The sequence below is a fragment of the Streptomyces sp. NPDC006450 genome (genome assembly GCF_040612195.1).
Lineage (GTDB): Bacteria > Actinomycetota > Actinomycetes > Streptomycetales > Streptomycetaceae > Streptomyces.
Genome location: NZ_JBEXPT010000038.1, coordinates 12,636 through 35,993 on the forward strand (window position 1 = coordinate 12,636; position 23,358 = coordinate 35,993).

22 protein-coding genes are annotated in these 23,358 nt (G+C 72.4%); 14 read left to right on the top strand and 8 right to left on the bottom strand.

The genetic code is table 11. From position 1 onward, the window contains the following. The first annotated feature begins 163 nt into the window (after positions 1-163). On the top strand, positions 164-610 hold the full coding sequence (locus tag ABZY57_RS14665) for a hypothetical protein (protein WP_254387724.1): 447 nt from the start codon (positions 164-166) through the stop codon (positions 608-610). Between the two features lie 19 nt (positions 611-629). Beyond that, positions 630-1,508, top strand: a complete 879-nt coding sequence (gene purU / locus ABZY57_RS14670) for a formyltetrahydrofolate deformylase (RefSeq protein ID WP_356511735.1) — start codon at positions 630-632, stop codon at positions 1,506-1,508. Between the two features lie 28 nt (positions 1,509-1,536). Here the strand turns inward: purU and ABZY57_RS14675 are convergent, their stop codons facing one another. Beyond that, entirely contained in the window at positions 1,537-2,877 is a 1,341-nt protein-coding gene (locus ABZY57_RS14675) for a maleylpyruvate isomerase N-terminal domain-containing protein (protein WP_356511792.1), read from the bottom strand. Between the two features lie 2 nt (positions 2,878-2,879). Beyond that, positions 2,880-3,458 carry a sigma-70 family RNA polymerase sigma factor gene (locus ABZY57_RS14680; protein WP_243339356.1) on the bottom strand — a complete coding sequence of 193 codons (579 nt, stop codon included), beginning with the start codon at positions 3,456-3,458 and terminating at the stop codon, positions 2,880-2,882. 320 nt (positions 3,459-3,778) lie between these two features. Here ABZY57_RS14680 and ABZY57_RS14685 point away from each other — a divergent pair, with 320 nt between their 5' ends. Beyond that, positions 3,779-4,306 (top strand): EF-hand domain-containing protein, encoded by a 528-nt coding sequence (locus ABZY57_RS14685; RefSeq protein WP_356511737.1) that lies wholly within the window; start codon positions 3,779-3,781, stop codon positions 4,304-4,306. 179 nt (positions 4,307-4,485) lie between these two features. On the opposite strand, the gene ABZY57_RS14690 is transcribed toward ABZY57_RS14685, so the two are convergent. Then, positions 4,486-6,048: an AMP-binding protein gene (locus ABZY57_RS14690; RefSeq protein ID WP_356511739.1), complete on the bottom strand. Its 1,563-nt coding sequence runs from the start codon at positions 6,046-6,048 to the stop codon at positions 4,486-4,488. 194 nt (positions 6,049-6,242) lie between these two features. Between ABZY57_RS14690 and ABZY57_RS14695 the strand changes: the two genes are divergently transcribed. The 6 genes from ABZY57_RS14695 to ABZY57_RS14720 all read left to right on the top strand — a co-directional run bounded on the left by ABZY57_RS14695 (position 6,243) and on the right by ABZY57_RS14720 (position 11,719). Continuing rightward, entirely contained in the window at positions 6,243-7,451 is a 1,209-nt protein-coding gene (locus ABZY57_RS14695; RefSeq protein WP_356511741.1) for an amidohydrolase family protein, read from the top strand. Positions 7,452-7,456: 5 nt separating this feature from the next. Then, a complete protein-coding gene (locus ABZY57_RS14700; protein ID WP_356511743.1) occupies positions 7,457-8,620 on the top strand; it encodes an acyl-CoA dehydrogenase in 1,164 nt (387 codons plus the stop codon). A gap of 7 nt (positions 8,621-8,627) precedes the next feature. Then, positions 8,628-9,557, top strand: a complete 930-nt coding sequence (locus tag ABZY57_RS14705; protein WP_356511745.1) for an acyl-CoA dehydrogenase family protein — start codon at positions 8,628-8,630, stop codon at positions 9,555-9,557. Between the two features lie 346 nt (positions 9,558-9,903). Then, the gene (locus ABZY57_RS14710; RefSeq protein ID WP_356511747.1) at positions 9,904-10,374 is read left to right on the top strand and encodes an ATP-binding protein; all 471 of its coding nucleotides are present in this window, start codon (positions 9,904-9,906) and stop codon (positions 10,372-10,374) included. Between the two features lie 263 nt (positions 10,375-10,637). Further along, complete coding sequence (locus tag ABZY57_RS14715) at positions 10,638-11,180, top strand: SigE family RNA polymerase sigma factor (RefSeq protein WP_356511749.1); 543 nt, start codon at positions 10,638-10,640, stop codon at positions 11,178-11,180. Further along, positions 11,177-11,719 (top strand): hypothetical protein, encoded by a 543-nt coding sequence (locus tag ABZY57_RS14720; protein WP_356511751.1) that lies wholly within the window; start codon positions 11,177-11,179, stop codon positions 11,717-11,719. The genes ABZY57_RS14715 and ABZY57_RS14720 overlap by 4 nt, the downstream gene beginning before the upstream one ends. 183 nt (positions 11,720-11,902) lie before the next feature. On the opposite strand, the gene ABZY57_RS14725 is transcribed toward ABZY57_RS14720, so the two are convergent. Beyond that, positions 11,903-12,829 carry a cyclase family protein gene (locus tag ABZY57_RS14725; RefSeq protein WP_356511794.1) on the bottom strand — a complete coding sequence of 309 codons (927 nt, stop codon included), beginning with the start codon at positions 12,827-12,829 and terminating at the stop codon, positions 11,903-11,905. 119 nt (positions 12,830-12,948) lie between these two features. On the opposite strand from ABZY57_RS14725, the gene ABZY57_RS14730 reads away from it, so the two are divergent. From ABZY57_RS14730 to ABZY57_RS14740, 3 genes are all read left to right on the top strand, one after another. Continuing rightward, entirely contained in the window at positions 12,949-13,869 is a 921-nt protein-coding gene (locus ABZY57_RS14730) for an SDR family NAD(P)-dependent oxidoreductase (protein WP_356511753.1), read from the top strand. Between the two features lie 95 nt (positions 13,870-13,964). Further along, positions 13,965-15,179: an acyl-CoA dehydrogenase family protein gene (locus tag ABZY57_RS14735; protein WP_356511755.1), complete on the top strand. Its 1,215-nt coding sequence runs from the start codon at positions 13,965-13,967 to the stop codon at positions 15,177-15,179. After that, positions 15,176-16,243 carry a Zn-dependent alcohol dehydrogenase gene (locus tag ABZY57_RS14740; protein ID WP_356511757.1) on the top strand — a complete coding sequence of 356 codons (1,068 nt, stop codon included), beginning with the start codon at positions 15,176-15,178 and terminating at the stop codon, positions 16,241-16,243. The genes ABZY57_RS14735 and ABZY57_RS14740 overlap by 4 nt, the downstream gene beginning before the upstream one ends. 103 nt (positions 16,244-16,346) lie before the next feature. Here ABZY57_RS14740 and ABZY57_RS14745 read toward each other — a convergent pair whose 3' ends face one another. Together ABZY57_RS14745 and ABZY57_RS14750 are read right to left on the bottom strand one after the other, a co-directional pair. Continuing rightward, positions 16,347-17,249 (bottom strand): hypothetical protein, encoded by a 903-nt coding sequence (locus ABZY57_RS14745; protein WP_356511759.1) that lies wholly within the window; start codon positions 17,247-17,249, stop codon positions 16,347-16,349. 64 nt (positions 17,250-17,313) lie between these two features. Next, positions 17,314-17,931: a flavin reductase family protein gene (locus ABZY57_RS14750; protein ID WP_356511795.1), complete on the bottom strand. Its 618-nt coding sequence runs from the start codon at positions 17,929-17,931 to the stop codon at positions 17,314-17,316. Positions 17,932-18,045: 114 nt separating this feature from the next. Here ABZY57_RS14750 and ABZY57_RS14755 point away from each other — a divergent pair, with 114 nt between their 5' ends. Both ABZY57_RS14755 and ABZY57_RS14760 read left to right on the top strand, forming a co-directional pair. Continuing rightward, positions 18,046-18,936, top strand: a complete 891-nt coding sequence (locus ABZY57_RS14755) for a hypothetical protein (RefSeq protein WP_356511761.1) — start codon at positions 18,046-18,048, stop codon at positions 18,934-18,936. A 166-nt stretch (positions 18,937-19,102) separates the two neighbouring features. Next, the gene (locus ABZY57_RS14760) at positions 19,103-19,903 is read left to right on the top strand and encodes a VOC family protein (RefSeq protein ID WP_356511763.1); all 801 of its coding nucleotides are present in this window, start codon (positions 19,103-19,105) and stop codon (positions 19,901-19,903) included. A gap of 15 nt (positions 19,904-19,918) precedes the next feature. On the opposite strand, the gene ABZY57_RS14765 is transcribed toward ABZY57_RS14760, so the two are convergent. Beyond that, positions 19,919-20,722 carry an enoyl-CoA hydratase-related protein gene (locus ABZY57_RS14765; protein WP_356511765.1) on the bottom strand — a complete coding sequence of 268 codons (804 nt, stop codon included), beginning with the start codon at positions 20,720-20,722 and terminating at the stop codon, positions 19,919-19,921. A gap of 222 nt (positions 20,723-20,944) precedes the next feature. Further along, the gene (locus tag ABZY57_RS14770) at positions 20,945-23,179 is read right to left on the bottom strand and encodes an acetate--CoA ligase family protein (RefSeq protein ID WP_356511767.1); all 2,235 of its coding nucleotides are present in this window, start codon (positions 23,177-23,179) and stop codon (positions 20,945-20,947) included. Positions 23,180-23,358 lie beyond the last annotated feature (179 nt).

Below are 23,358 nucleotides of genomic sequence, written 5' to 3' on the forward strand. Positions count from 1 at the left end.
GTGAATTACGGGTGTCACCCACACGCTGAGTGAGCGCCGGGCGGGTCCGGCTCCCCGGGCCCGGGCGCCTCAAGATCACGCTGAGCAGGAACGTACGATCGAAAGCGTGACATTCGCCCAAGGTTCGAAGAACTCTTCCCGCCGCGGCGGCCGCTCCTCCACCATGGGCGGCATGCCCCTCAACGACATGCCGTGGTGGCGCTGGCGCAGCAACGTGCGCTCGGCGCTGCACATGCTTTCCGACCCCGCGTTCCAAGAGGACACCTGGCTGGCCGGCGCCGAGGGGTACGGGGACGTCACTGATGCCGTGTACCGGCTCGTCGAGGACACCTGGCTCGACAGCTGGTCCGCCGAGAAGTACGTCGGCACGATCTTCCGCGACTCGCAGGAGGCGGCCCTGGTGGACCTCGCTGTGCTGCGCGTCCTGCGGATCATGCACCAGATAGGCCCCGACGCCCCGGTGTCCGGATACCTGGAGCACCACGCGTGGCCGGAGGCGGTACGGGCCGCGCGCGAAGCCCACGTACGGCTGGCGACGGCGGACGGGGACGACCCGGACGCGCGGCCGCGCTCGCTGGACGTCCTGCGGATCCTCACGCGCGCGGTGTGATGTGGAAGGCTGTGGGGTCATGAGCGAAGACCCGCAGCCCCAGGCCACGCAGCAGCAGTACGTACTGACCCTCTCCTGCCCCGACAAGCAGGGCATCGTGCACGCCGTGTCCAGTTATCTGTTCATGACCGGGTGCAACATCGAGGACAGCCAGCAGTTCGGCGACCGCGACACCGGCCTCTTCTTCATGCGGGTCCACTTCTCCGCCGACGCCCCGGTGACCGTGGAGAAGCTGCGGGCCAGCTTCACCGCGATCGGCGACAGCTTCCGGATGGACTGGCAGATCCACCGCTCCGACGAGCGCATGCGGATCGTGCTGATGGTGTCGAAGTTCGGGCACTGCCTCAACGACCTGCTGTTCCGCCACCGGATCGGCGCGCTCCCGGTGGAGATCGCGGCGGTGGTGTCGAACCACACCGACTTCGAGGAACTGGTCGGCTCCTACGGGATCCCGTTCGTGCACATCCCGGTGACGAAGGACACGAAGGCGGCGGCGGAGGCCAGGCTGCTGGAGCTGGTGCGGGCCGAGGACGTCGACCTCGTGGTCCTCGCGCGCTACATGCAGGTCCTGTCCGACACCCTGTGCAAGGAGCTGAGCGGGCGGATCATCAACATCCACCACTCGTTCCTGCCGAGCTTCAAGGGCGCGAAGCCGTACCACCAGGCGCACGCGCGGGGCGTGAAGCTGATCGGTGCGACCGCGCACTACGTGACGGCGGATCTCGACGAGGGCCCGATCATCGAGCAGGAGGTCGAGCGGGTGGGGCACGAGGTCACCCCCGACCAGCTCGTGGCGATCGGGCGGGACGTGGAGTGCCAGGCGCTGGCGCGGGCCGTGAAGTGGCACAGCGAGCACCGGGTCCTGCTGAACGGGACCCGGACGGTCGTCTTCACGTAGCCCCGGCCAGGTTTCCGTGCCCCCCGGCCTACATGCGGCTGAGCGAGGCGGCCGCGAAGAGGACGTCGCGGATGGCCTCGCGGTCGCCGTCCTGCCCGACGGCGGCCTCCTCCGGGGAGATGCGGCCCGCGGCGAGCTGGCAGAATTCGGCGCCGTCCAGGGCGATCCGGGCCACCGTGTGGTCCGGTGAGGGTTTCGCCGCGGGGGAGTCCAGGGCGATGTCCCAGCCGCCGCCTCCCGCGCCCTCGATCTCCAGGTGCAGGGTCCGGCCCGGCGCCCCCGCGGCGACCAGCCCGCGCGGCGGCGCCGCCAGCCCCGCCCGCCGGCGCCCGGCCAGGGCCGCCGGCAGGAGCCGGGCAGCCAGGTCGATCATCCGGTTCAGGTGGGGTGCGGACGGAGGCTCGTACGGGTAGTCCACCGCCTCCGCGATGTCCACGGCGTGGACCCAGCACTCGAAGGCCCGTTCCAGGAAGGCGTCCCCGAGGGGCAGGGCGAAGGCGCCGTACTCCACGTCCAGTTCGGCCACGCCGCGGCCCGCGAAGGACACCGTGCGGACCAGCGTGTGACCCTGCTCCCGCCACGGCTCGCGGACCCGGCGGGTGGTCGGGTACGGGGAGTCCTCCCAGAACCGCTCCGTGCGCTCGGACGGGGTGTCCGCAGCCGCGTCCCGGCCCAGCGGGTCGTCCAGGCCCAGCGCGGCCGCCACGAGGCCGTCCACCGCCAACAGGTGCCCGATGACCCCGGCCACCGTGGTCCGGCGCGTCTGGCGGCGCTCCTCCTCGAACCACTTCAGCCGGACCGGGGTGTGCCACTCCGAGTCCCCGAAGTCCCGTAGCAGCGCGTCGAGCCGGGCCGTCTCGGTGTCGTACGGGCTCGCCCACAAGGGGACCGGGATGCGGGCCGGGCGCTTGCCGAGACAGTCCTCCAGCACGCGCGAGCGCAGCAGCGGCTTGAGGTCGAGGGTCTCGTCCGGGTGCAGCAGCCCCACGGCGTCGCGCAGCCGCAGCGCCTCCTCGGCGCAGCGCGCGCACTCGGTGAGGTGGTCCTCGACGGCCTGGGTCTCCTCCGCGGAGCAGGCCGCGAGGGCCCATGCGCCGAGCAGGGACTTCAGTACGGCGTGGGTCGGCGGGGGCACGACCGGGCCGGGCTCGAGGTCGGGGTCGGCGGGCGCCGGTACGGCGGGGTGGCCGGTGGTCTCCGGGTACCCCGTGTACGTCGAGTCGCCCGACCCGACCAGGTCGTCCAAGTCGTGCAGGTGGTCCAGGTCGTCGGCCGCCCCGCGCGGGCCCGGTATGCGCGCCGGGCCGCCCGGGCTCGGGCGCGGCTCGTACTCTTCGCCGTCTTCTTCACCGAAGGGGCTCGGCGGCATCGTCATCGGGTGGTTCCAAATCCGGAGGGGCCGTATCCGGGCGGGACCGTGTCGTCGCGCGGCACGGCGTTGGCCGTGGAGAGGAGTTGAAGGCCCAGGCGCAGCCGGCGCCGGGCCTCGTCCTCGCTGATCTGCAGGTCGGCGGCGGCCTGGCGGTAGTCGCGGCGTTTGAAGTAGGCGAGTTCGAGCGCGGCCCGCAGGGGCGCGGGCATCGAGGTGACGATGAAGTCCGCGCGAGCCGCCGCGTTGGCGCTGCGCACCTTCTGTTCCAGTTCCTCGCGGGAGCCGTTGCCCAGTTCGGCCTGGCGCAGGCGGGCGACGGCCTGTCCCTGGGTGATGCGGGCGACCCAGGAGCGCATGGAGCCCTGTTTGGGGTCGTAGGCGTCCGGGTTCTCCCAGATGTAGCCGAAGACCTCGCGGGTGACCCGGTCGGCGGCCTTCTCGTCGCCGAGGACCCGGTGGGCGAGGCTGTGCACGAGCGAGGCGAAGCGGTCGTACAGCTCACCGAGCGCGGCGGCCTCGCCGCGGGCCAGGCGTTGTTGCATGCGGCGGTCCCAACGCGGTGGTGCGTCCTTCGGCATCGTGCCCCCAGCCGGATTCCCGGTTTCGCAGCCGTGTGTCGACCAGTCGAATGTAGTGGGCATCGAGCGGTCCGCGCCCGTTCTGCCGGAACATCTTCCAGGAAGTGCGCTCTGCGTGATAGGCGCGTCGCGCGGTGTGAACGGGGAGGTGCGGCCCGGCACATGGGTACAGGCGTACGCGCCCCGTCGCGCTCCTCGTGCGCTGGTTCGATGCGGCCACCTCCTTGCCCGCTTCGCTTAACGCGCAGGCCACGTAGGCCTTACGCTCCTGTCCTGTCTTGAACTGACCCCACCGCACACGTGAAGGCGGAACGCCGAACATGGACAGCGCAGAATACGAGCGCAAGATCGCCGCCCGATTCGCCACCTTCGACCAGGACGGGTCCGGGTATATCGACCGGGAGGACTTCAGCACGGCGGCCAAGGCCGTGCTGGCCGAATTCGCCGTGGCGGCCCGGTCCGCCAAGGGTCAGGCCGTGTTCGCGGGCGCGGAGGCCTTCTGGCAGGGCATGGCCGGCATCGCGGACGTGGACGGGGACCAGCGGGTGTCCCGCGAGGAGTTCGTCACCGGGGCGGCGAAGCGGCTGCGGGACAACCCGCACCGGTTCGCGGAGATCGCGCGGCCGTTCCTGCGGGCCGTGATCGCGGCGGCCAACCCCGCCGACGAGACCGCCCGCGACGCGACCCCGGAGGCGACGGCACGCGTCCTGCGCGTGCTGGGCACCCCGGAGGAACTGGCGGGCCCGGTCGCGGCGGCCCTGGACGCGGACGGCGACGGCCGGATCACCGAGGACGAGATCCTGGCGGCCTTCGCCGGCTACTGCGGGGTGGCGGCGCCGGACGCGTAGGCCCTGGCCGGGCGGGACGGAGGCGGGGGGCGCGGGGCCGGAGCCCCGGGCCCGGACTCCGTCGCGGGAGCGGGAACGGGAACGGGAACGGGAACGGGAACGGGAGAGCGTACGAGCCGAGGCGGGACGGGACCGCGGTCCCGCCGTCCCGCGCCGGTCGTGCGCCCGCCGCCCGGCCGCTAGGCGAAGCGCTCGCGGAGCTTGTACTTGAGGACCTTGCGCAGGGCGTCGTTGCGGGGCAGGGCCTCGACCAGCTCCAGTTGTTCCGGGAGCTTGTGGGGGGAGAGGCCCTCCGTGCGGAGGTACGAGGTCACGTCGGCCAGGGTCAGCGGGGCCGCGCCCGGGGGCTGTTCGACGACCGCGCAGACGCGTTCGCCGCGTTCCGGGTCCGGCAGGCCTATGACGGCCACGTCGGCCACGGCGGGGAGCTGGTGGAGCAGGTCCTCGATCTCCTTCGCCGAGATGTTCTCGCCCTTGCGGATGATGACGTCCTTGCTGCGGCCCGTCAGGACCAGGTAGCCGTCCTTCGTGAGGTGGCCGAGGTCGCCGGTGATCAGGTAGCCGTCGGCGTCGAAGACTCCGGTGTTCTGGTCCCGGTCGAGATAGCCCTGGCAGACCGCCTCGCCGCGCAGCCGGACCTCGCCGTCGGTGTCCGGCGGGAGGAGCACGCCTTCCGGCGTCGTGATGCGGATGGACATGCCCGCCGGGGGACGGCCCTCCGTGGTGGCGAGGTTCTCCGCGGTGTCGTCCGGGGCGCCCATCGTGATCATGGGGACCTCGGTCATGCCGTAGCCGTGGGTGAGCTGGCAGCCCAGCTCGCGGACGACCGCGTGGTAGATCTCCGGGGGCTTCGGGGCGCCGCCGCCCGCGAGGAGGCGGAGGGTGGGGATGAGCCTCCTGCCCGGGTCCTTGCGCTGTTCGGTGAGGAACATCGAGTAGAAGGCCGTGGAGCCGCCGGCCACCGTGACCCCGTGGCGGCGGTAGCCGTCCAGGGCGTCGGGCATCGCGAACTTCTCGAAGAGGACCGCCGGGAACCCGTAGAGCAGCAGCATCACCGTGTAGTCGGGGCCGGCGATGTGGGCGAACGGGAAGGCCATCGAGCCGACGTCGTCCGGTGACAGGTGCAGGGCGTGGGCCAGGCAGGAGCCGCCCGCGATGAGGGAGCGGTCCGTGTGCAGGACGCCCTTGGGGTCCGAGGTGGTGCCCGAGGTCCAGTAGATCCACCGGACCGCGACCCCCTCCTCGGGGGGCGGGGGGAGCACCGCCGGGTCACCGGTGGGGAGGGATTCGTAGGCCTCGAAGACGCCGTGCGCGCCGAGGCGGTGCGCCATCGCCGTGTGGTCGAAGCCGCGCCAGACGCCGGGGACGGCGAAGAACTCGGCCTTCGACTCGCGCAGCGCGAAGCCGACCTCGCGGTCCCGGTAGAAGGGGATGACGGGCGTCTGGACGGCGCCGATGCGGGCGAGGGCGACCGAGAGCAGCACGGTCTCGATGCGGGTGGGGAGCTGCCAGGCGACGACCGTGCCGGGGCGCACGCCCATGCCGTACAGGCCGGCCGCGACCTGCTCGGAGCGGTCGCGCAGCTCGGCGAAGGTCAGCCGGCGGTCGGTGGCGCGGTTGGCGGAGGGGCCGTCCGCGGCCTCGATGAGGACGGGGGCATCGGGGGTCATGGCGGCCCGGCGGGTGATCAGGTCCCAGAGCGTGCGGGACCGGCTGAGTTCGACTGCGGTGCTGTCCGTCATCCCGGACCGACCTCCCCTGGCCGACATGACCTGACGGATAGTCAGATCAAGCGCAGAGCGTAGGGCGCGGACGCTTGTCGGTCCAGAGGCGGGGAGCTAGCTTGGTTCCAGATTTCTGACGCTCCATCAGATTCGCTTGCTCGGAGCGGCGGATCGGGGCGACGGAGCCATTCGGCATGCGGCGAGGGGACACCATGGAACTGCCTCGGATCATCAGCGTCGACGACCACGTCATCGAACCGGCCCACCTCTTCGACGTCTGGCTGCCCGCCAAGTACCGCGACCGCGGACCCAAGGCGCTCACGGCGGGCATCGGCGAGCTCGCCTACACCGGCGGCAAGTACGTGATCACCATGGACCCCGACGGCCCGCCCACCGACTGGTGGATCTACGAGGACCTCAAGTTCCCGTACAAGCGCAACATCGCCGCCGTCGGCTTCGACCGGGACGAGATGACCCTGGAGGGCATCACCCGCGAGGAGATGCGGCGCGGCTGCTGGGACCCCAAGGCGCGGCTGCTCGACATGGACCTCAACCACGTCGAGGCCTCCCTGTGCTTCCCGACCTTCCCGCGCTTCTGCGGACAGACCTTCGCCGAGGCGAAGGACAAGGAGGTCGCCCTGGCCTGCGTGCGCGCCTACAACGACTGGATGGTCGAGGAATGGTGCGGGGACAGTGGAGGCCGGCTCATCCCGCTCTGCATCATCCCGCTCTGGGACATCGGCCTGGCCGTCGCCGAGATCCGCCGCAACGCCGCGCGCGGGGTGCGGGCCGTGACCTTCTCCGAGATCCCCACCTACCTCGGCCTGCCGTCCATCCACTCCGGCTACTGGGACCCCTTCTTCGCGGTCTGCCAGGAGACCGGCACCGTCGTCAACATGCACATCGGGTCAAGCTCCCAGATGCCCGCCGCCTCACCCGACGCCCCGCCCGCCGTGCAGGCCGCGCTCAGCTTCAACAACGCCATGGCCTCGATGATGGACTTCCTGTTCAGCGGGGTGCTGGTCAAGTTCCCGACGCTGAAACTGGCCTACAGCGAGGGCCAGATGGGCTGGATCCCGTACGCCCTGGAGCGCGCCGACGACGTGTGGCAGGAGCACCGCGCCTGGGGCGGGGTCAAGGACTTGATCCCCGAGCCGCCGTCCACGTACTACTACCGGCAGATGTTCTGCTGCTTCTTCCGCGACAAGCACGGAATCGCCTCGCTGGACGTCGTCGGCCGCGACAACGCCACCTTCGAAACCGACTACCCGCACGTGGACTCGACCTTCCCGCACACCAAGGAAGTCGCCCTCGACCACGTCAAGGGTCTCGACGAAGAAACCGTCTACAAGCTCATGCGCGGAAATGCCATCCGTATGCTCGGTCTTGACTTCGACAAGGACCGGCGGACGGGACGGTAGGCGCAGTGGACCTCACCTACACAGAGGAGGAACGGGAGTTCCGGGCCCGGCTGCGGGCCTGGCTCGCCAAGGAGCTTCCCGGGCTGCCCCCCAAACCCTCGCCCGACGACTGGCCGGGCCGCCGCGCCTACGACGCGGGCTGGCAGCGCAGGCTGTACGACGCCGGGTACGCCGGACTGCACTGGCCGGTGGACGCGGGCGGCCGCGGGGCCACCCCCACGCAGCACCTGATCTTCCTGGAGGAGACCGAGCGCGCGGGAGCCCCGTACGTCGGCGCGAACTTCGTCGGGCTGCTGCACGCAGGACCGACCATCGCCGCCGAGGGCACCGCGGAGCAGCGCGCGCGCTGGCTGCCGCCCGTCCTGCGCGGCGACGAGGTGTGGTGCCAGGGCTTCAGCGAGCCGGACGCGGGCTCCGACCTGGCCTCGCTGCGCACCCGCGCGGTCCGCGACGGCGACGAGTACGTGATCACCGGCTCGAAGATATGGACCTCGCACGCGGAGGTCGCCGACTGGTGCGAGCTGCTGGTCAGGACGGATCCCATCAGCGCAGCGGCCCCCAAGCACCGCGGGATCTCCTGGCTGGCCATGCCGATGGACGCACCTGGCGTGACGATCCGGCCGCTGCGCACCCTCGCGGGGTCCACCGAGTTCGCGGAGATGTTCCTCGACGAGGTACGGGTCCCGGTCGCCAACCGGGTCGGCGCGGAGAACGACGGCTGGCGGGTCACGATGGTGACCCTGTCCTTCGAGCGCGGCACCGCCTTCGTCGGCGAGGTCGTCGCCTGCCGGCGCACCCTGGGCGAACTGGCTCGCACCGCGAAGGCGAACGGCCGCTGGGACGACCCGGTGCTGCGGCGCCGGCTCGGCCGCCTGTACGGGGAGTTCGGCGCCCTGTGGCGGCTCACGCAGTGGAACGTCAGCGAGTCCGAGCGCTCGGGCGGGGTCCCCGGCATCGGCGGCAGCGTCTTCAAGCTGGCGTACTCGCACGCGCGCCAGGATCTGTACGACACGGCCGCCGACGTCCTGGGGGCGCAGGCCCTCTCGCTGGACGAGGAGTGGACCCTGGACCGGCTCTCCTCGCTCTCGTACACGATCGCGGCGGGCACCTCCCAGATCCAGCAGAACATCGTGGCCGAGCGGATCCTCGGCCTTCCGAAGGGCAGGTGAGCGTTCCGTGGACTTCCAGCCGACTCAGGACCAGCGGGACCTGCGGACAGGCGTACGTGACCTCCTGGCGGGCCGGTACGGGCGCGAGGAGCTGCGGGCCTCGGTCGACCGGGCGGCCGCCACCGGCCGGTCCGTGGACCGTGAACTGTGGCGGGAGCTCGGCGCGGCCGGGTTCTTCTCGCTGCGGCTCCCGGAGGACGAGGGCGGGGTCGGGCTCGGCCTGCCGGAGGCCGTGCTCGTCTTCGAGGAGGCCGGGCGGGCGCTGCTGCCGGGACCGCTGGTCGCCACCCACCTGGCCGCCGGGCTGGTCGCGGGGGCCGCGGAGGGGGAGGCGGTGGTGACGGCCTTCGACCTGGAGGGTCCGCTGGTGGCCCACCTCGGCGAGGCGGACGCGGTGCTCGGCGCGGACGGGGAGCCCGTGGAGGTGTACGCGGGGGACCCGGTGCGCTCCGCGGACCCGCTGACCCCGCTGGCGCGGGTGCTGCTGCCCAGGGAGCCGGTGACGGCCGGCGCGTACCGGGACGCGGGAGCCCTGCTGACGGCGGCGCTGCAGCTCGGCAGCGCACTGCGCACGGTGGAGCTGGCGGTGCAGTACGCCAAGGAGCGCGAGCAGTTCGGGCAGCCGATCGGGGCGTTCCAGGCGGTCAAGCACCTGTGCGCGCAGATGCTGGTGCGGGCGGAGGTGGCCCGCACGGCGGTCTACGCGGCCGCCGTGACGGCCGATCCGGCGGAGGTGGCCGCGGCCAAGCTGCTGGCCGACGAGGCCGCCGTGCGCAACGCCCGGGACTGTCTGCAGGTGCACGGCGGGATGGGCTTCACCTGGGAGGCGGACGTGCACCTGCACCTGAAGCGGGCGTGGGTGCGGGCGGAGCAGTGGCGTACCGCGGCCCAGGCGGAGGAGGCGCTGGCGGCGGAGCTGCTGTCGGCGGTGGAGTAGGCGGGCCGCCCCGGCCGTGCGTTCGCTCGCTGTGACGGAGGGGTGCGGGAGGGACGGCACGGGACGCATGTCCGATTACAGAGAGTTGATATCGGTTTGTGTCCTTCGCCCGAGTCATTGCGGCCCGGAGCCGGGGGGCCGCTCCGGTACGCTCCCGGGAATGCGAGCGGTTGAGCGGCGCGAGCGCCGCACAGTATGCACCACGCCTACTCCTTCGCGCTGGAATATGCCCGAAGCGCTTGTTGTGGTGACTGTATGTCAACCATGCTGCTCCGCAAGGGGGTCACACTCGGTGACCCCGTCCTGTCGCGAGGCGAAGTGTCCGCCGGTTCGGATGGTGTGAGCGGTGCAGGTGCTTCAGGTTCAGCTGGAGGTAGGACCGGACCCCGCCGAGGTCGGCCGGGCCCGCCGATGGGCCCGCTCCCGGCTCGCGGGCTGCGGCATAGGGGACGACGAGCCGCTCGCCGAGACGCTGATCCTGCTGATCTCCGAGCTGGTCACCAATGCCGTCGTGCACACCGGCTGTCCGGCCGTGCTGCGCATGCTCTTCGGGGAGCCGGGGGTGCGGGTGGAGGTCGCGGACGCGAGCGACCGGGCGCCGTCCCCGCGGCAGGCCGCCGGGGACGACACGGGCGGCCGCGGGCTGGAGCTGGTGGACGGACTGGCGGACCGCTGGGGCTGGCAGCGCGAGGGTGCCGGGAAGCAGATCTGGTGCGAGATCGACCGCGCGGAGAAGATCGCGGAGGGGATCGCGGACGACGCCGCGGACGGTCCGGAAATTCAGGGAGCGATCCGGGAACCGCGCGTGTACCTCTAACGAGGTGTTGACGGTTCGTCACCTGTTGATCACTCTTGTGTTGAACGATTCGTCGCGAGGGGACGCCAAGGGTCTGTCCTACCTTGACGAGTGCGGGTCGTGGGGTGGCGGCCGCCGTGCCGCGCTCGGGGCGTGCATACGCGCCGCCGCCACCCGCAGAACCCCTTCGCCGCCCCGGCCGTGACGTCGGCCGAGTCGACCCCGCCGCCCTGCAATGCGATGGGCCCGCCGGGTCGTCTTGGAGGGTGAGGGGGTGTGGCCGGGTGGAGCCATCCGAAGAGACCTTTGCGGAGTTCGTCGCGGCGGCGGGACTCCCGTTGCTCCGCACCGCGCGGCTGCTGACGGGGGACTGGCATCTGGGGCAGGACCTGGTTCAGGTGACCCTGGCCAAGGTGTACGACCGCTGGGCCCGCGCGGGCCGGTACGACGCACCGATCGGCTACGCGCACAAGGTCATGGTCACGACCTACTGCACCTGGCGCCGAAGACGCTGGCACCACGAGCTTCCGCACGCGACCCTGCCCGATACCGCCGGACCCGGCGGATCCGGTGGGTCCGGTGGCGAAGCGGCCGAGGCGGTCGCGGCCGCCGACCTGCTCGAACGCGCCCTGCTCAGCCTGCCGCGACGCCAGCGGGCCGTCCTGGTGCTGCGCTACTACCAGGACCTCACCGTCGAGCAGACGGCGGAGCTCCTCGGCTGCCCGAACGGCACGGTGACGAGCCTGGCCGCGCGGGCGCTGGCCCGCTTGCGGTCCCATCCCGACCTCTGGCCGGGCGACGGTACGAGGGAGGCGGAGGTCCGGTGAACGGGTTCCCCGAAGAAGAACTGCGCCGCGCCCTGCACGCGCTGGCGGACCGCCCGGCGGTACCGGTCCCGGCGCCGGCACCGCACGCCGTCGTCCGGGCGGCCCGGGTCCGCCGGCGCAGGCGGGTGGCGGGCGCCGGGCTGGCGACGGCCGTCGCGGTGCTGGCCGTCCTCGTCGCGCCGTGGCCGTCGGCCGACGGATCCCGGGACGGGACGCTGCCCGCCGCGTCCGCCGCCCCGACGGGCGGGCCGTCCGTACCGCCCGTACCGGCTGATCCGACCGGCGCCGCGCTCGGGGTCCCGTACCCGCACGAGCTGTACGTGCACTGCGGGATCCGGTACACGAAGTTCGGCGGCCGCTGGTGGCGCGCCGAACCGGAGGTGCCCGAGGAGGCCCTGGACGCGGCCGTCAGGGAGAACCCGTACACGGCGGGCACGATGGTGCTCGTCTCGGCGGTCGAGGCCCGCTTCGTCCGCCACGCCCCGGACCTCGCGGTCACCTTCCGCCCGCTGGCGGTCGAACCGGAGCCCTGCCGCTGAGAGGTGGGGTCCGGCTCGGTTCGGAGTCGGCGAGGTGGGTCACGGGGGTGCCCACCTCGCAGGACAACTCGGTGGCCGAGGCACTCCGCACCGCGATCGAGGCGGTCCTCGCCCTCCCGTGAGCCGGACAAGGTCGTATGCCTGCGGGGGTTCAGGGCCCGGGCCGGGGGGCCGGTGGGCGGGTCAGAGGATGGCGATCGGGGCCACCGGGGTGCCCACCGCGCCGACGAAGGGTTCCGGCATGGCCGAGAGGAGGAAGGAGTAGCGGGATTCTTCCGCACAGGCTGTGGACAACTTTTCGAGGTTCCAGTTCTGGCCCTGGTGCATGCCCATCTCGACCAGGTCCAGCGCGTGCACCGGCAGCCACAGGTTCTCCAGCTCCGGCGGGAAGATCTCGAAGGTCAGGGTGTCGTTCGCGACGGCCGCCACGTCCCGCGCGTGGAACCACTCGGGCGTACGGACGGACAGGCCGGGCGACGGGTAGCCGTAGCCGTGCTTGTCGCCCGCCAGGTAGACCTGCACCTGGCCGGTGCGGACCAGGACGATGTCGCCCGCGCGGACGGTGAGCCCGCCGAACTCCTCGGCCTGCTCCAGGTCCTCCGGGGTGACCGCGTGGCCGCCGGGGAGCCGGTCCAGGCCCTTGGCGCGGGCCACGTCCAGCAGGACCCCGCGCGAGACGATGTGCCCGGCCTTGTCGATGCCGCTGAACTCGGCGCGGCCGTGCGCCGTGATGGTGGCCGCCGGGCGGCCGTTGTAGATCTTCCCCGAGTGCGAGACGTGCGTGAGCGCGTCCCAGTGCGTGCCGGCCTGGAGTCCGAAGGTCACCGCGTCGTCGCTGCACGCCACCGTGCCCGGCCCGAAGAGCTCCTGGTTGATCTGCACCATCGTGTGCAGCGGGTTGATCCGGCCGGGGATCATGCCGGACTGCACGCCGTCCTCCTTGAGGGGGAGGGCCAGCGGGATGCGGCGCCCGGTGCGGATCTCGGCCGCCGCCGCGCGGACCACCTCGTCGGTGATGAGGTTGAGCGTGCCGATCTCGTCCTCGGCGCCCCACCGGCCCCAGTTGTTGACGCGCTTGGCGATGTCGTGGAACTCGGCGGGCATGGCCATGGATCTCATCAGCTCCTCGTAGCGAAATGAACTGCGGTGGCGAACTGGGGCTTGTGCTGGCGCATCCGACTGCCCATAGAATCTAACGGACCGTCAGAAAACGCGGGAAGGGGCCGGACGTGGGGAACTTCTTGGCAGGCAAAGTCGTCGCCGTCACCGGCGCCGGCCGGGGCATCGGGCGGGCCGTGGCACTCGCCGCGGCCGCCGAGGGTGCCAAGGTCGTCGTCAACGACTACGGCGTGGGGATGGAGGGCAACGAGCCCACCAGCGAGATCGCCGAAGCGGTGGTGAAAGAGATCGTCGCCGCGGGCGGCGAGGCCGTCGCCGTCGCCGACGACATCTCGACCATGGCGGGCGGCCAGCGCATAGTCGACACCGCGCTCGCCCAGTACGGACGCATCGACGGAGTCGTGTGCGTCGCCGGCATCCTGCGCGAGCGGATGCTGTTCAACATGTCCGAGGAGGAGTGGGACCCGGTGGTCGCCACCCACCTCAAGGGCACCTTCACCGTCTTCCGCGCCGCCTCCGCCGTCATGCGCCGCCAGGGCACCGGCACGCTGATCGGCTTCACCAGCGGCAACCACCAGGGCTCGGTGGCCCAGGCCAACTACAGCGCCGCCAAGGGCGGGATCATCTCGCTCGTCCGCTCCGCCGCGCTGGGCCTGGCCAAGTACGGGGTCACCGCCAACGCCGTCGCACCCGTCGCGCGGACCCGGATGTCCGCCAACGTGCCCATGGAGCTCAAGGAGATCGGCGAGCCCGAGGACGTGGCGGCGCTCGTCACCTACCTGCTCTCCGACAAGGCCGTGGCCGTCGGAGGCGAGAAGATCACCGGGCAGGTCTACACGATCGCCGGCCCGAAGATCGCCGTCTGGGCCCAGCCCCGCGAACTGCGCGCCGGCTACGCCGAGGGCTCCTGGACCCCCGGGAAGATCGCCGACTTCCTGCCCGGGACCGTCGGCACCGACCCGATGCCGATGCTCGCCCAGCTCGAAGCCATGGCCAAGGCGGCGGCCGCCAAGGACCGGCCCAACGCGTAGGCCGCGGCCGGGCGTTCAGGGTGGATCGCCGTGTGCGCATGCCGCGGCGGAAGAGACGGCCCAGCGGCCGGACAGGACCCGAGGGGGCACTGACCATGGACTTCGGCTTCGACGAGGAGGACGAGGCGCTGCGCGGCCACGCCCGGGAGTGGCTGGCGGAGCACCTCACGGGGCCGTACGAGGAGGCCATCGGCCTCGGTGGCCCCGGCAGCGAGCACGAGGGCGTCGAGGTCCGGCGGGCCTGGGAGCGCGAGCTGGGCCGCGCCGGCTGGATCGGCCAGGGCTGGGAGACGGGGGAGGACGACGCCTACGGCAACCGGCGCCTCTCCCTCACCGGGCAGGTGGTGTGGGCCGAGGAGTACGCAGCCGCGCGCGCCCCCGCCCGGGTCGGCCACATCGGCGAGAACCTCCTCGCGCCGACGCTGATCGCCTACGGCTCCCCGGAGCAGCGGGCCCGCTTCCTCCCCGGCATCGCCCGCGGCGAGGAGCTCTGGTGCCAGGGGTACTCCGAACCGGGCGCCGGTTCCGACCTCGCGGGAATCCGTACGACGGCGGTACGGGACGCGGGCGGAGGCGGGACCGGGCCGTACCGGGTCACCGGGCAGAAGATCTGGACCTCGCTCGCCCAGGACGCCGACTGGTGCTTCGTCCTGGCGCGCACCGTGGCCGGGTCCGAGCGGCACCGCGGGCTGTCCTTCCTCCTGGTCCGCATGGACCAGCCGGGCAGGGTCGAGGTCCGCCCGATCCGGCAGATGTCGGGGACCTCCGAGTTCAACGAGGTGTTCTTCGACGGTGCGGTCGCCGCCGAGATCGTGGGCGGGGAGGGCAACGGCTGGTCCGTGGCCATGGGACTGCTCGCGCTGGAGCGCGGGGTGTCCACGCTCGTCCAGCAGATCGGCTTCGCGGCCGAACTGGAGCGGGTGGTCCGGGCGTACGTGGCCGCGGGCTCCGGCGACCCCGTCCTGCGCGAACGCCTCGTACGGCAGTGGGCCGAGCTGCGCACGATGCGGTGGAACGCGCTGCGGACCCTGGGCGCCGCCGGCGGGGACCCGGGCGCGCCCAGCGTGGCCAAGCTGCTGTGGGGCGGCTGGCACCGGCGGCTCGGCGAGCTGGCGGTGGAGGTCCGGGGCGCGGTGGCCACGGCCGGGCCGGGGCACTGGTCGCAGGGGATCCCGTACGAACGCGGACTCGACGAGGAGCAGCGGCTGTTCCTGTTCACCCGTGCCGACACGATCTACGGCGGCTCGGACGAGATCCAGCGCAACATCATCGCCGAGCGCGTGCTCGGCCTGCCTAAGGAGTCCAGGTGAGAGGCGTCGTATTCGACGGCAAGCAGGCCCAGGTGGTCGACGATCTGGAGATCCGGGACCCGGGGCCGGGGGAGGTGCTGGTCGCGATAGCGGCGGCCGGGCTGTGCCACAGCGATCTGTCGGTGATCGACGGGACCATCCCGTTCCCGCCGCCGGTGGTCCTCGGGCACGAGGGCGCGGGCGTCGTGGAGGCGGTCGGGTCCGGGGTCACGCACGTGGTGCCCGGCGACCACGTCTCGCTGTCCACGCTCGCCAACTGCGGGGCGTGCGCGGACTGCGACCGCGGCCGGCCGACGATGTGCCGCAAGGCGATCGGGATGCCGGGGCAGCCGTTCTCGCGGGCCGGCAAGCCGCTCTACCAGTTCGCGTCCAACTCGGCCTTCGCGGAACGGACCATCGTCAAGGCCGTGCAGGCCGTGAAGATCCCCCGGGACATCCCGCTGACCTCGGCCGCACTGATCGGCTGCGGGGTCCTGACGGGCGTGGGCGCCGTACTGAACCGGGCCAAGGTGGACCGGGGTGAGACGGTGCTGGTCATCGGCACCGGCGGCATCGGGCTGAACGTGCTCCAGGGCGCGCGGATCGCGGGCGCCACCACCATCGTGGCGGTCGACGCGAACCCGGCGAAGGAGGCGGTGGCCCGGCAGTTCGGCGCCACGCACTTCATCGACGCCTCGGCGGTGGCGGACTCCTCGGCGGCCGTGAAGGAGATCCTGCCGACGGGCGCGGACCACGCCTTCGAGTGCGTGGGCAACGTCAAGCTGATCCGCCAGGCGATCGACCTGCTGGACCGGCACGGACAGGCGGTCCTGCTCGGCGTGCCCGGCTTCACGGAGGAGGCCGCCTTCCAGGTCTCGTCCATGTACCTGGACAAGACGATCATGGGCTGCCGGTACGGGTCCTCGCGCCCGCAGCGGGACATCGCGCTCTACGCGGAGCTCTACCGGCAGGGCAGGCTGCTGCTCGACGAGCTGGTGACGGAGGTCTACCCGGTCGAGGACTTCGCCAAGGCCGTGGACGACGCCCACCACGGGCGGGTGGCGCGCGGGGTCCTCACGTTCTGAGGCGCCGGGCCCACTGGGCGTGCTGCCCCAGCTGGGCCCGCTCGACCCGCTGCACCCGCGGCCGGCCCCTCCTCACCCTGAGCGGGGCCGGCCACGGTGTGTGTCAGTACCGCCGATTCACCACCCAGGTCAGGGCCAGTACCGGCGTCAGGCCGGCGAGGAAGGCGGGCAGCCGGTTGTAGCCGTCGACCTCGAATTCGAGGGCGACCGGCAGCAGCAGGAGCAGCCCGCACAGCAGGATCGCGAGGGCCGGCAGGTGGAGGCCCGGGCGGAAGCGGCGCAGGTACCGGAGGTCCGAGACGTCCATGTACGACTTGGTGACGGCGCACGCGATGCCGAAGAAGGGCACGGCGAAGACCATCACGAAGCCGCCGACGAGGAACCAGGCCTGGCCCATGTCGGTGTATTCGGCCACGCCCTCCTCGGGGTGGGCGGGGGCGAAGTAGGCGTCCACCCGCATTCCGGGTTCCGGGAAGCGGGTGGTGTCGTACCGCTCCAGGACGACGTCCCGGGGCCCGCTCTCGAAGGGGACGCGGACGACCAGGTCCGTCTCGTACCAGCCGTCGCTGTCCTCGGAGGGCGGCGTGCGCACCGGTTCACCGTTCAGCCGGACGATCTCCACCGTGCGCTCGTCGTACCCGGCCCGCTCCAGCCGCTCGATCCTCTTGCCGTACTCGCTGGAGCCGGTGCACAGCACCACGAGGGCGCCCGCGACCGCGAGCGGCACGCCGATGGCGAAGATCCAGGGCAGGACGCGGGCCCCGCGCTCGGGGCCGGCCGGCGGCGACGGCTTGTCCAACCAGCCGACCCGGGCCCGGTACGAGGCCACGACCCAGCAGCACGCGAAGACGGCGGAGGCTCCGGCGAAGGCCAGCTCGGCGGTCAGCGGCGGGTACGGGGACACCGGGGTCAGAGCGCAGGCGATCGCGCCGATCGCACTGGCCACCATCAGCCAGCCCGTGATGCCGGTCCACCGGCTGCGACCCGGCTCGTACACGTCTTTCATGGCCCCCCGCCCGTTCGAGATCCGCAGGATAGCGGCGGGGGCGTGCGCTCCGGTGCGGCGGCCGTCAGCCGGTGAAGCGGCCGAAGCGGCCCTTGTGGAAGAGGAGGGGCTCGCCCTCGCCGGCCGCGCCCATGGCCTCGACCTTCCCCACCACGATGAGGTGATCGCCGCCGGTGTGCACGGCGTGGATCCGGCAGTCGATCCAGGCGGGCACCGCGTCGAGCTGCGGCGATCCCGTGGCGGGGGCCGGGGTGTGGGCGACCCCGGCGAACTTGTCGGCGCCGCTGACGGCGAAGGCCCGGCACAGCTCGCCCTGTTCGGCGCCGAGGATGTTCACGCAGAACACCCCGGTGCGCGCGATGCGGGGCCAGGTGGTCGACGTGCGGGCCACCATGAAGGTCACCAGCGGCGGGTCGAGGGAGAGCGAGGCGAAGGACTGGCAGGCGAAGCCCGCCGGCCCGTCCTCGTCCTCGCCGGGCGGGGACGTGATGATCGTGACCCCGCTGGCGAAGTTCCCCAGTACGTTGCGGAATTCGGCGGGGCTGACGGGCGCGCGCTCGTCTTCGCCGACGGCCCGCAGATCGGGGCGGGGCAGTGCTTCGACGGGCTCGGTCCCGGGCTCCGCGGCGGCGGAGGGGAGGGAGCCGACTGATCTGAGGTATCGGACGACGGTGGCCGCCATCCCTGCGTGTCCCATCACATCAGCGATTGAAGCTGACGGTTCGTCAGATGGGAAGGGGAGTGTAGGGTCCACATCAATTGAACGTGTTCAATAGAGTGGGGACGGGGGCTCGGCATGTCGAACCACGTGGCCGTCGCGCCGCGGAGCGGACGCTCCTGGGGCGGCATCGCGCCCGGTGCGGGAACCGTCGCCGGGGCGCAGTTCCTCGTCGGGGTGCTGTTCTGGTGGGTCGCTCCGGGCGAGAGCGACGCGTACGGCGTGGGCTACGGGACGTTCGCCCTCGGCCTCATCCTCGAGGTGGCCTTCGGATGCGTCTTCCTCCCGCCGCTGGCGTTCGCGGCGGGCTGGGTGCACGGCACGCTCTTCACCACCCCCCTGATGGCGCTCTCGAACACCGTGGGCGTGCGCACCCGGATCTCCGCGCCCCGGTGGGCCCTGCCGGTACTGGTCCTCCTCGCGGGCGCGTACGCAGTGCCGGTGGCCCTGCTGACCCGCAGCTCGTACGCCGCCACGTGGGGCTGGATCGCGGCCACAGGGGTGCTCCCCGCAGGGGTCGCGGTGTACGCGCGGATGCGGCAGCGGACGAAGACCCGGGTGCGGCTGTGGACGCTGGCGGTGACCGTGATCGCGGTACCCGCCGCCTTCGTCGCGGGCCTCCTCATGCCTCCGTACCAGCCTCCGGTCCTGGAGAGCTCCGACTACGCCGGCGTGTGGACCGGCAGCGGCATCCGCCTGGAACTCGACGCGCACGGCGGGGCCGCGGCGGCGGACCTGCCGGTGGACGACGGGTTCGGCGAAACGGGGCGCTGCTCGGGGCGCGGGACCTGGGAGGAGGCCAGGGGGGCCGGTGGTCAGGGGGCGGGCGTGAGCCTGTCCGTCGCGGAGTGCGAGGACGCCTCGCTGTACTGGCGGGTGGCGGGCACGGCGGAGGAGCCGCAGCTGTTCGTGCTGGTCGGCGACCCGGACGGTGGGGACGTGCGCATCCTGCGGAAGCGGGCGCGGTAGGGCCGGTGGCCGGTGGTGGCCGGTGGTGGTGTCTGGCGCGGCCGTACGGGTGAATCCGCCGCCGTGCGGAGCCCCCTGGGGCGCGGGCCGCGGACCGGCTCGGCATCGTGGCGGGGGACCGGAGGCAGGAACCGCCCCGCAGCGGCGCACGCACAGGAGGAACCTCATGCTCGGCACCGATTTCCGCAAGGGATCGCCCAACTGGCTCGACCTCGGGAGCCCCGACACCGACGGGGCCGTCTCGTTCTACACCGGCGTCTTCGGCTGGGAGTACGTCTCCCTCGGCCCGGAAACGGGCGGCTACGGCTTCTTCCAGGTCGACGGCAAGACCGTCGCCGCGCTGGGGCCGCTCACCGAGGAGGGCGCCACCCCGGCGTGGATGCTGCACTTCAACACCCCGGACATCCAGGAGACGACCGCCGCCGTCAAGGCGGGTGGCGGAGTCGTGCGCATGGAGCCCGGGGACGTCATGGGCGAGGGCTGGCTGGCGCAGTTCACCGACCCGCAGGGTGCGGAGTTCGCGTGCTGGCAGCCGGGGAAGACCCCGGGGCTGGGGCTGACCTCCGCAGTGAACAGCCTGGTCTGGGCGGAACTGCACGCCCCCGACCCGGTCGCGGCCGTCGAGTTCTACGCCGGCGTCTTCGGGTGGCGCTCCGCCGAGATGGAAGCACCCGGGATGACCTACCGGGTGCTGAGCATCGCCGACGGGGACCAGGAGGACGGCTCCTTCGGCGGAGTCGCACCGCAGGGCGACGGCGCCGGCCAGGGCGCCGGGGCGAACGAAGTACCGCGCTGGGTGCCGTACTTCAACGTCGCCGACGTGGATGCGACCGTAGCCGCCGTCCGGGGCGGCGGGGGCTCGGTCCTCATGCCCGCCGCCGACGTCCCGGAGGTCGGCCGGATGGCGTGGACCGCGGACCCGACGGGAGCGGTGTTCGCCCTGCTCACTCCGGACCCGCGGATGTAGGTGCGGGTGGTGTGGCTACCGGCCGAGGTACTTCGGGGTGCGGCGCTCCACGAAGCTGGCGACCCCCTCGTTCGCGTCGGCCGTGGTCATGTTGAGCTCCTGGGCGGTGGCTTCGGCGGCGAGCGCCGTCGCCCGGTCACTGTCCAGGGAGGCGTTGACCAGCTGCTTCGTCAGGGCCAGGGCGCGGGTGGGGCCCTGCGCGAGGCGCTCCGCCCACTCCCGGGCGGTCTCCTCCAGGGCCTCGGCGGGCACCACCTTGTTCACCAGGCCGAGCCGCTCGGCCTCGGCGGCGGGGACGGCGTCCCCGAAGAACATCAGCTCCTTCGCCTTCTGCGGACCGAGGAGGCGGGGGAGCAGGTACGCGCCTGCGCCGTCGGGGACCAGGCCGCGCCGGACGAACACCTCGATGAAACGGGCCGGTTCGGCGGCGATGACCAGGTCGCAGGCGAGCGCGAGGTGTGCGCCGATGCCGGCTGCGGTGCCGTTCACGGCGGCGAGGACCGGCTTCTCGCAGTCGAGCACGGCCGTGATCAGGCGCTGCGCGCCGAGCCGGATCATGCGGGCCACGTCCCCGGCGACCCGCTCCGCCGGGGCGGCCGGAGCCCCGCGCAGGTCGGCGCCCGCGCAGAAGCCCTTGCCGGTGGCGGTGATGACGACGGCCCGCACGTCGGGGTCGGCGGAGGCTTCGGCGAGCAGTGCGATGACGCGCTCGCGCTGGTCCCAGGTGACGGCGTTCATGGCCTCCGGCCGGTTGAGCGTGATCCAGGAGACGCCGCTCTCGAAGCGGTGGAGGACTTCGTCCTCGGGGGTGAGGGGCATGGGGGCTCCCGTTCGTGGGGTGGGGTGGGGTGGGAGGGGAGGGGGCGGGAGGGGTGCGGGGCTGCGGGGCACGGGGCCCCCTCTTCGAGCCGGTCCGGCGTGAGGACCGGGTCCGGGCCGGCCCGGGGAACGGTGGAAGGGCGGGTAGGGGATTCCGGCCCGCGCAGCGGTGTACCGGGGGACGGGACCCGGGGCCGGGTACGGCCCGCGCGGTGGGCGGGGTCAGCGGCAGATGGCGAGGGCATCCAGCGCCACTGCTCCCTGGCCCCGGGGGAGGACCATCAGCGGGTTGATGTCCAGCTCGGCGAGATCGTCGCCCAGTTCCATCGCCATCCGCTGGACCCGGAGGATGACCTCCACCAGCGCGTCGACGTCGGCGGGGGGCGCTCCCCGTACGCCCTCCAGCAGTGCGTACCCGCGGAGTTCCCCCAGCATCGCCCGCGCCTGGTCCTCGCCGAACGGCGGCACCCGTACGGCCACGTCGTGCAGCACCTCCACCAGGACCCCGCCCAGCCCCACCGTCACCGTGGGGCCGAAGAGCTCGTCCTGGGTGACTCCGACGACCATCTCGACGCCGCGCTCCACCATCTGGCAGACGAGGATCCCGTCCAGCGGGACGTTCTCGTAGCGTGCGATGTCCGTCAGCTCGCGGTAGGCGTCGCGGATCTGGCTGGCCGAGGTCAGGCCGATCTTCACCAGTCCCAGCTCGGTCTTGTGCGCGAGCTGCGGGCCCGAGGCCTTCATGACCACCGGGTAGCCGACCAGCCCGGCCGCCCGTACCGCCGCGGCCGCGCTGGTCACGAGCTGCTCCCTGGGCACCCGTATCCCGTAGGCGCGCAGGAGCTGCTTCGCCGCGTGTTCGCTGAGCTGCTGGCCCGGGCGCATGAGGGCCTGGGCTTTGCGGAAGGAGGGCGAGGTGGTGCGGGGGGCGTCCTCGAAGGGGGAGCGGTAGGCGGTGGTGAAGCGGTGGTGGCCGAGGTACGCGCGGACGGCGGTGATGCAGTTGCCGAAGGTGCGGAAGGTCGCGACCCGGGAGGAGCCGAGGAGCGTGGTGCGGTAGGCCTCCTCCGTGCCGACCGGGGAGCCCCAGATCACGCAGACCAGCTTGTCGGTCTGCTCGGCCGCGTCCACCAGGTCCTGCGCGAGCTTGTCGCTCATGGGAGGGAAGGGGCCCGTGATCGGACAGATCAGGACGCCTACGGAGGGGTCCGCGAGGATCGCGTCGATGATCTTGCGGCCGCGCCAGTCGCCGACGGGGTGGCCGCCGTTGTCCACGGGGTTGGAGACGCCCAGGTACTCCGGGATCCACTGGTGCAGCTCGTCCTGCTTGGCCTGGGAGAGGGTGGGGATGCTGAGCCCCGCCTCGGTCGCCAGGTCGGAGAAGTGGGCGCCGGTGCCGCCGGAGATGGAGTAGACGACGACCCCGTCGGCGAGCGGCTTGCGGGCCCGGGCGAGGAGGGCCGCGGTGTCCTGGAGTTCGTCCAGTCCGTCGACCCGGATGACGCCGAACTGCCGCATGGCGGCGTCCACGACGGTGTCCGCGCCGGTCAGCTTCCCGGTGTGCGAGGCGGCCATGCGGGCGCCGGTCTCCGTGCGGCCGACCTTGACGGCGACGACGGGCACGCCGTTGCGGGCGGCCCGGTCGGCGGCGAGGAGGAACTGCCGGCCGTCCTTGAGGCCCTCCACGTAGCAGGCGATGGCCCCGACCTCGGGCTGCTCGGCGAAGTAGGAGATGAAGTCGGAGGTTTCGAGGTCGGCCTCGTTGCCGGTGGGCGCCCAGTGGGAGAGGCGGATGCCCAGCTCCTGGAGGGTGTAGACCGGCCGGCCCTGGTGGCCGGACTGGGTGATCAGCGCGATGGCCGGGCCGTCGAGGTCCTCGCGGAACTTCTCGAAGGCGTTGAGGTTCGTGTTGGGGCCCAGCAGGCGCAGCCCCGACTGCCGTACGGCGGCGCCGAGGCGGGCCTGCGCGGCGGCGCCCTCGTCTCCGGTCTCGGCGAAGCCGGAGGCGAAGGCGACGGCGAACTTCACCTTGGCCTCGGCGAGCTGCTCCACGACGGGCAGCGGATCGGCCACGAGGAGGACGGCCAGGTCCACCTGCTCGGGCAGATCGGCCACGGAGGCGTGGCACGGCAGCCCGAAGACCGTGGCCCGGGTGGGGTGTACGGGGTGCAGCCGGGCACCCACGCGTTCCGCCCAGGCGATGAGCTGGCGGGTGATGCCGGTGTTCGGTCTGCCGTCGGCGTCCGAGGCGCCGATGACCGCCACGGACTCGGGCCGGAAGAACCGGTCCAGGTCGGGGGCGTCGGCGTGCAGGGGCCGACCGCTGACGTCCAGTGCGACCGTGTCCTCGGCGGACGGAGCCGCTGTGGAGTGGACGGCCGTCCTGGGGGTCTCCCCGCAGGCCTCGACACGTGCGCGGAAGTCGGTGGTGAGGGTGCCGTGAGTAGATCCAAGCATCGTTCCGCCCGCTCCTGCTCGATGAACCTCGACGAATCTCAATAACTGACGCGTAGTCAGATTACTGAACTGACGTGCCGTCAGGAACAGGGATGCACAGGAAAGCTGGTGGAGGTGATGTGTGGAACGCCCGCGGCCCGGCTTCCGGGAACACCCCGGAAGGGTCCCGGGTGGGTTCC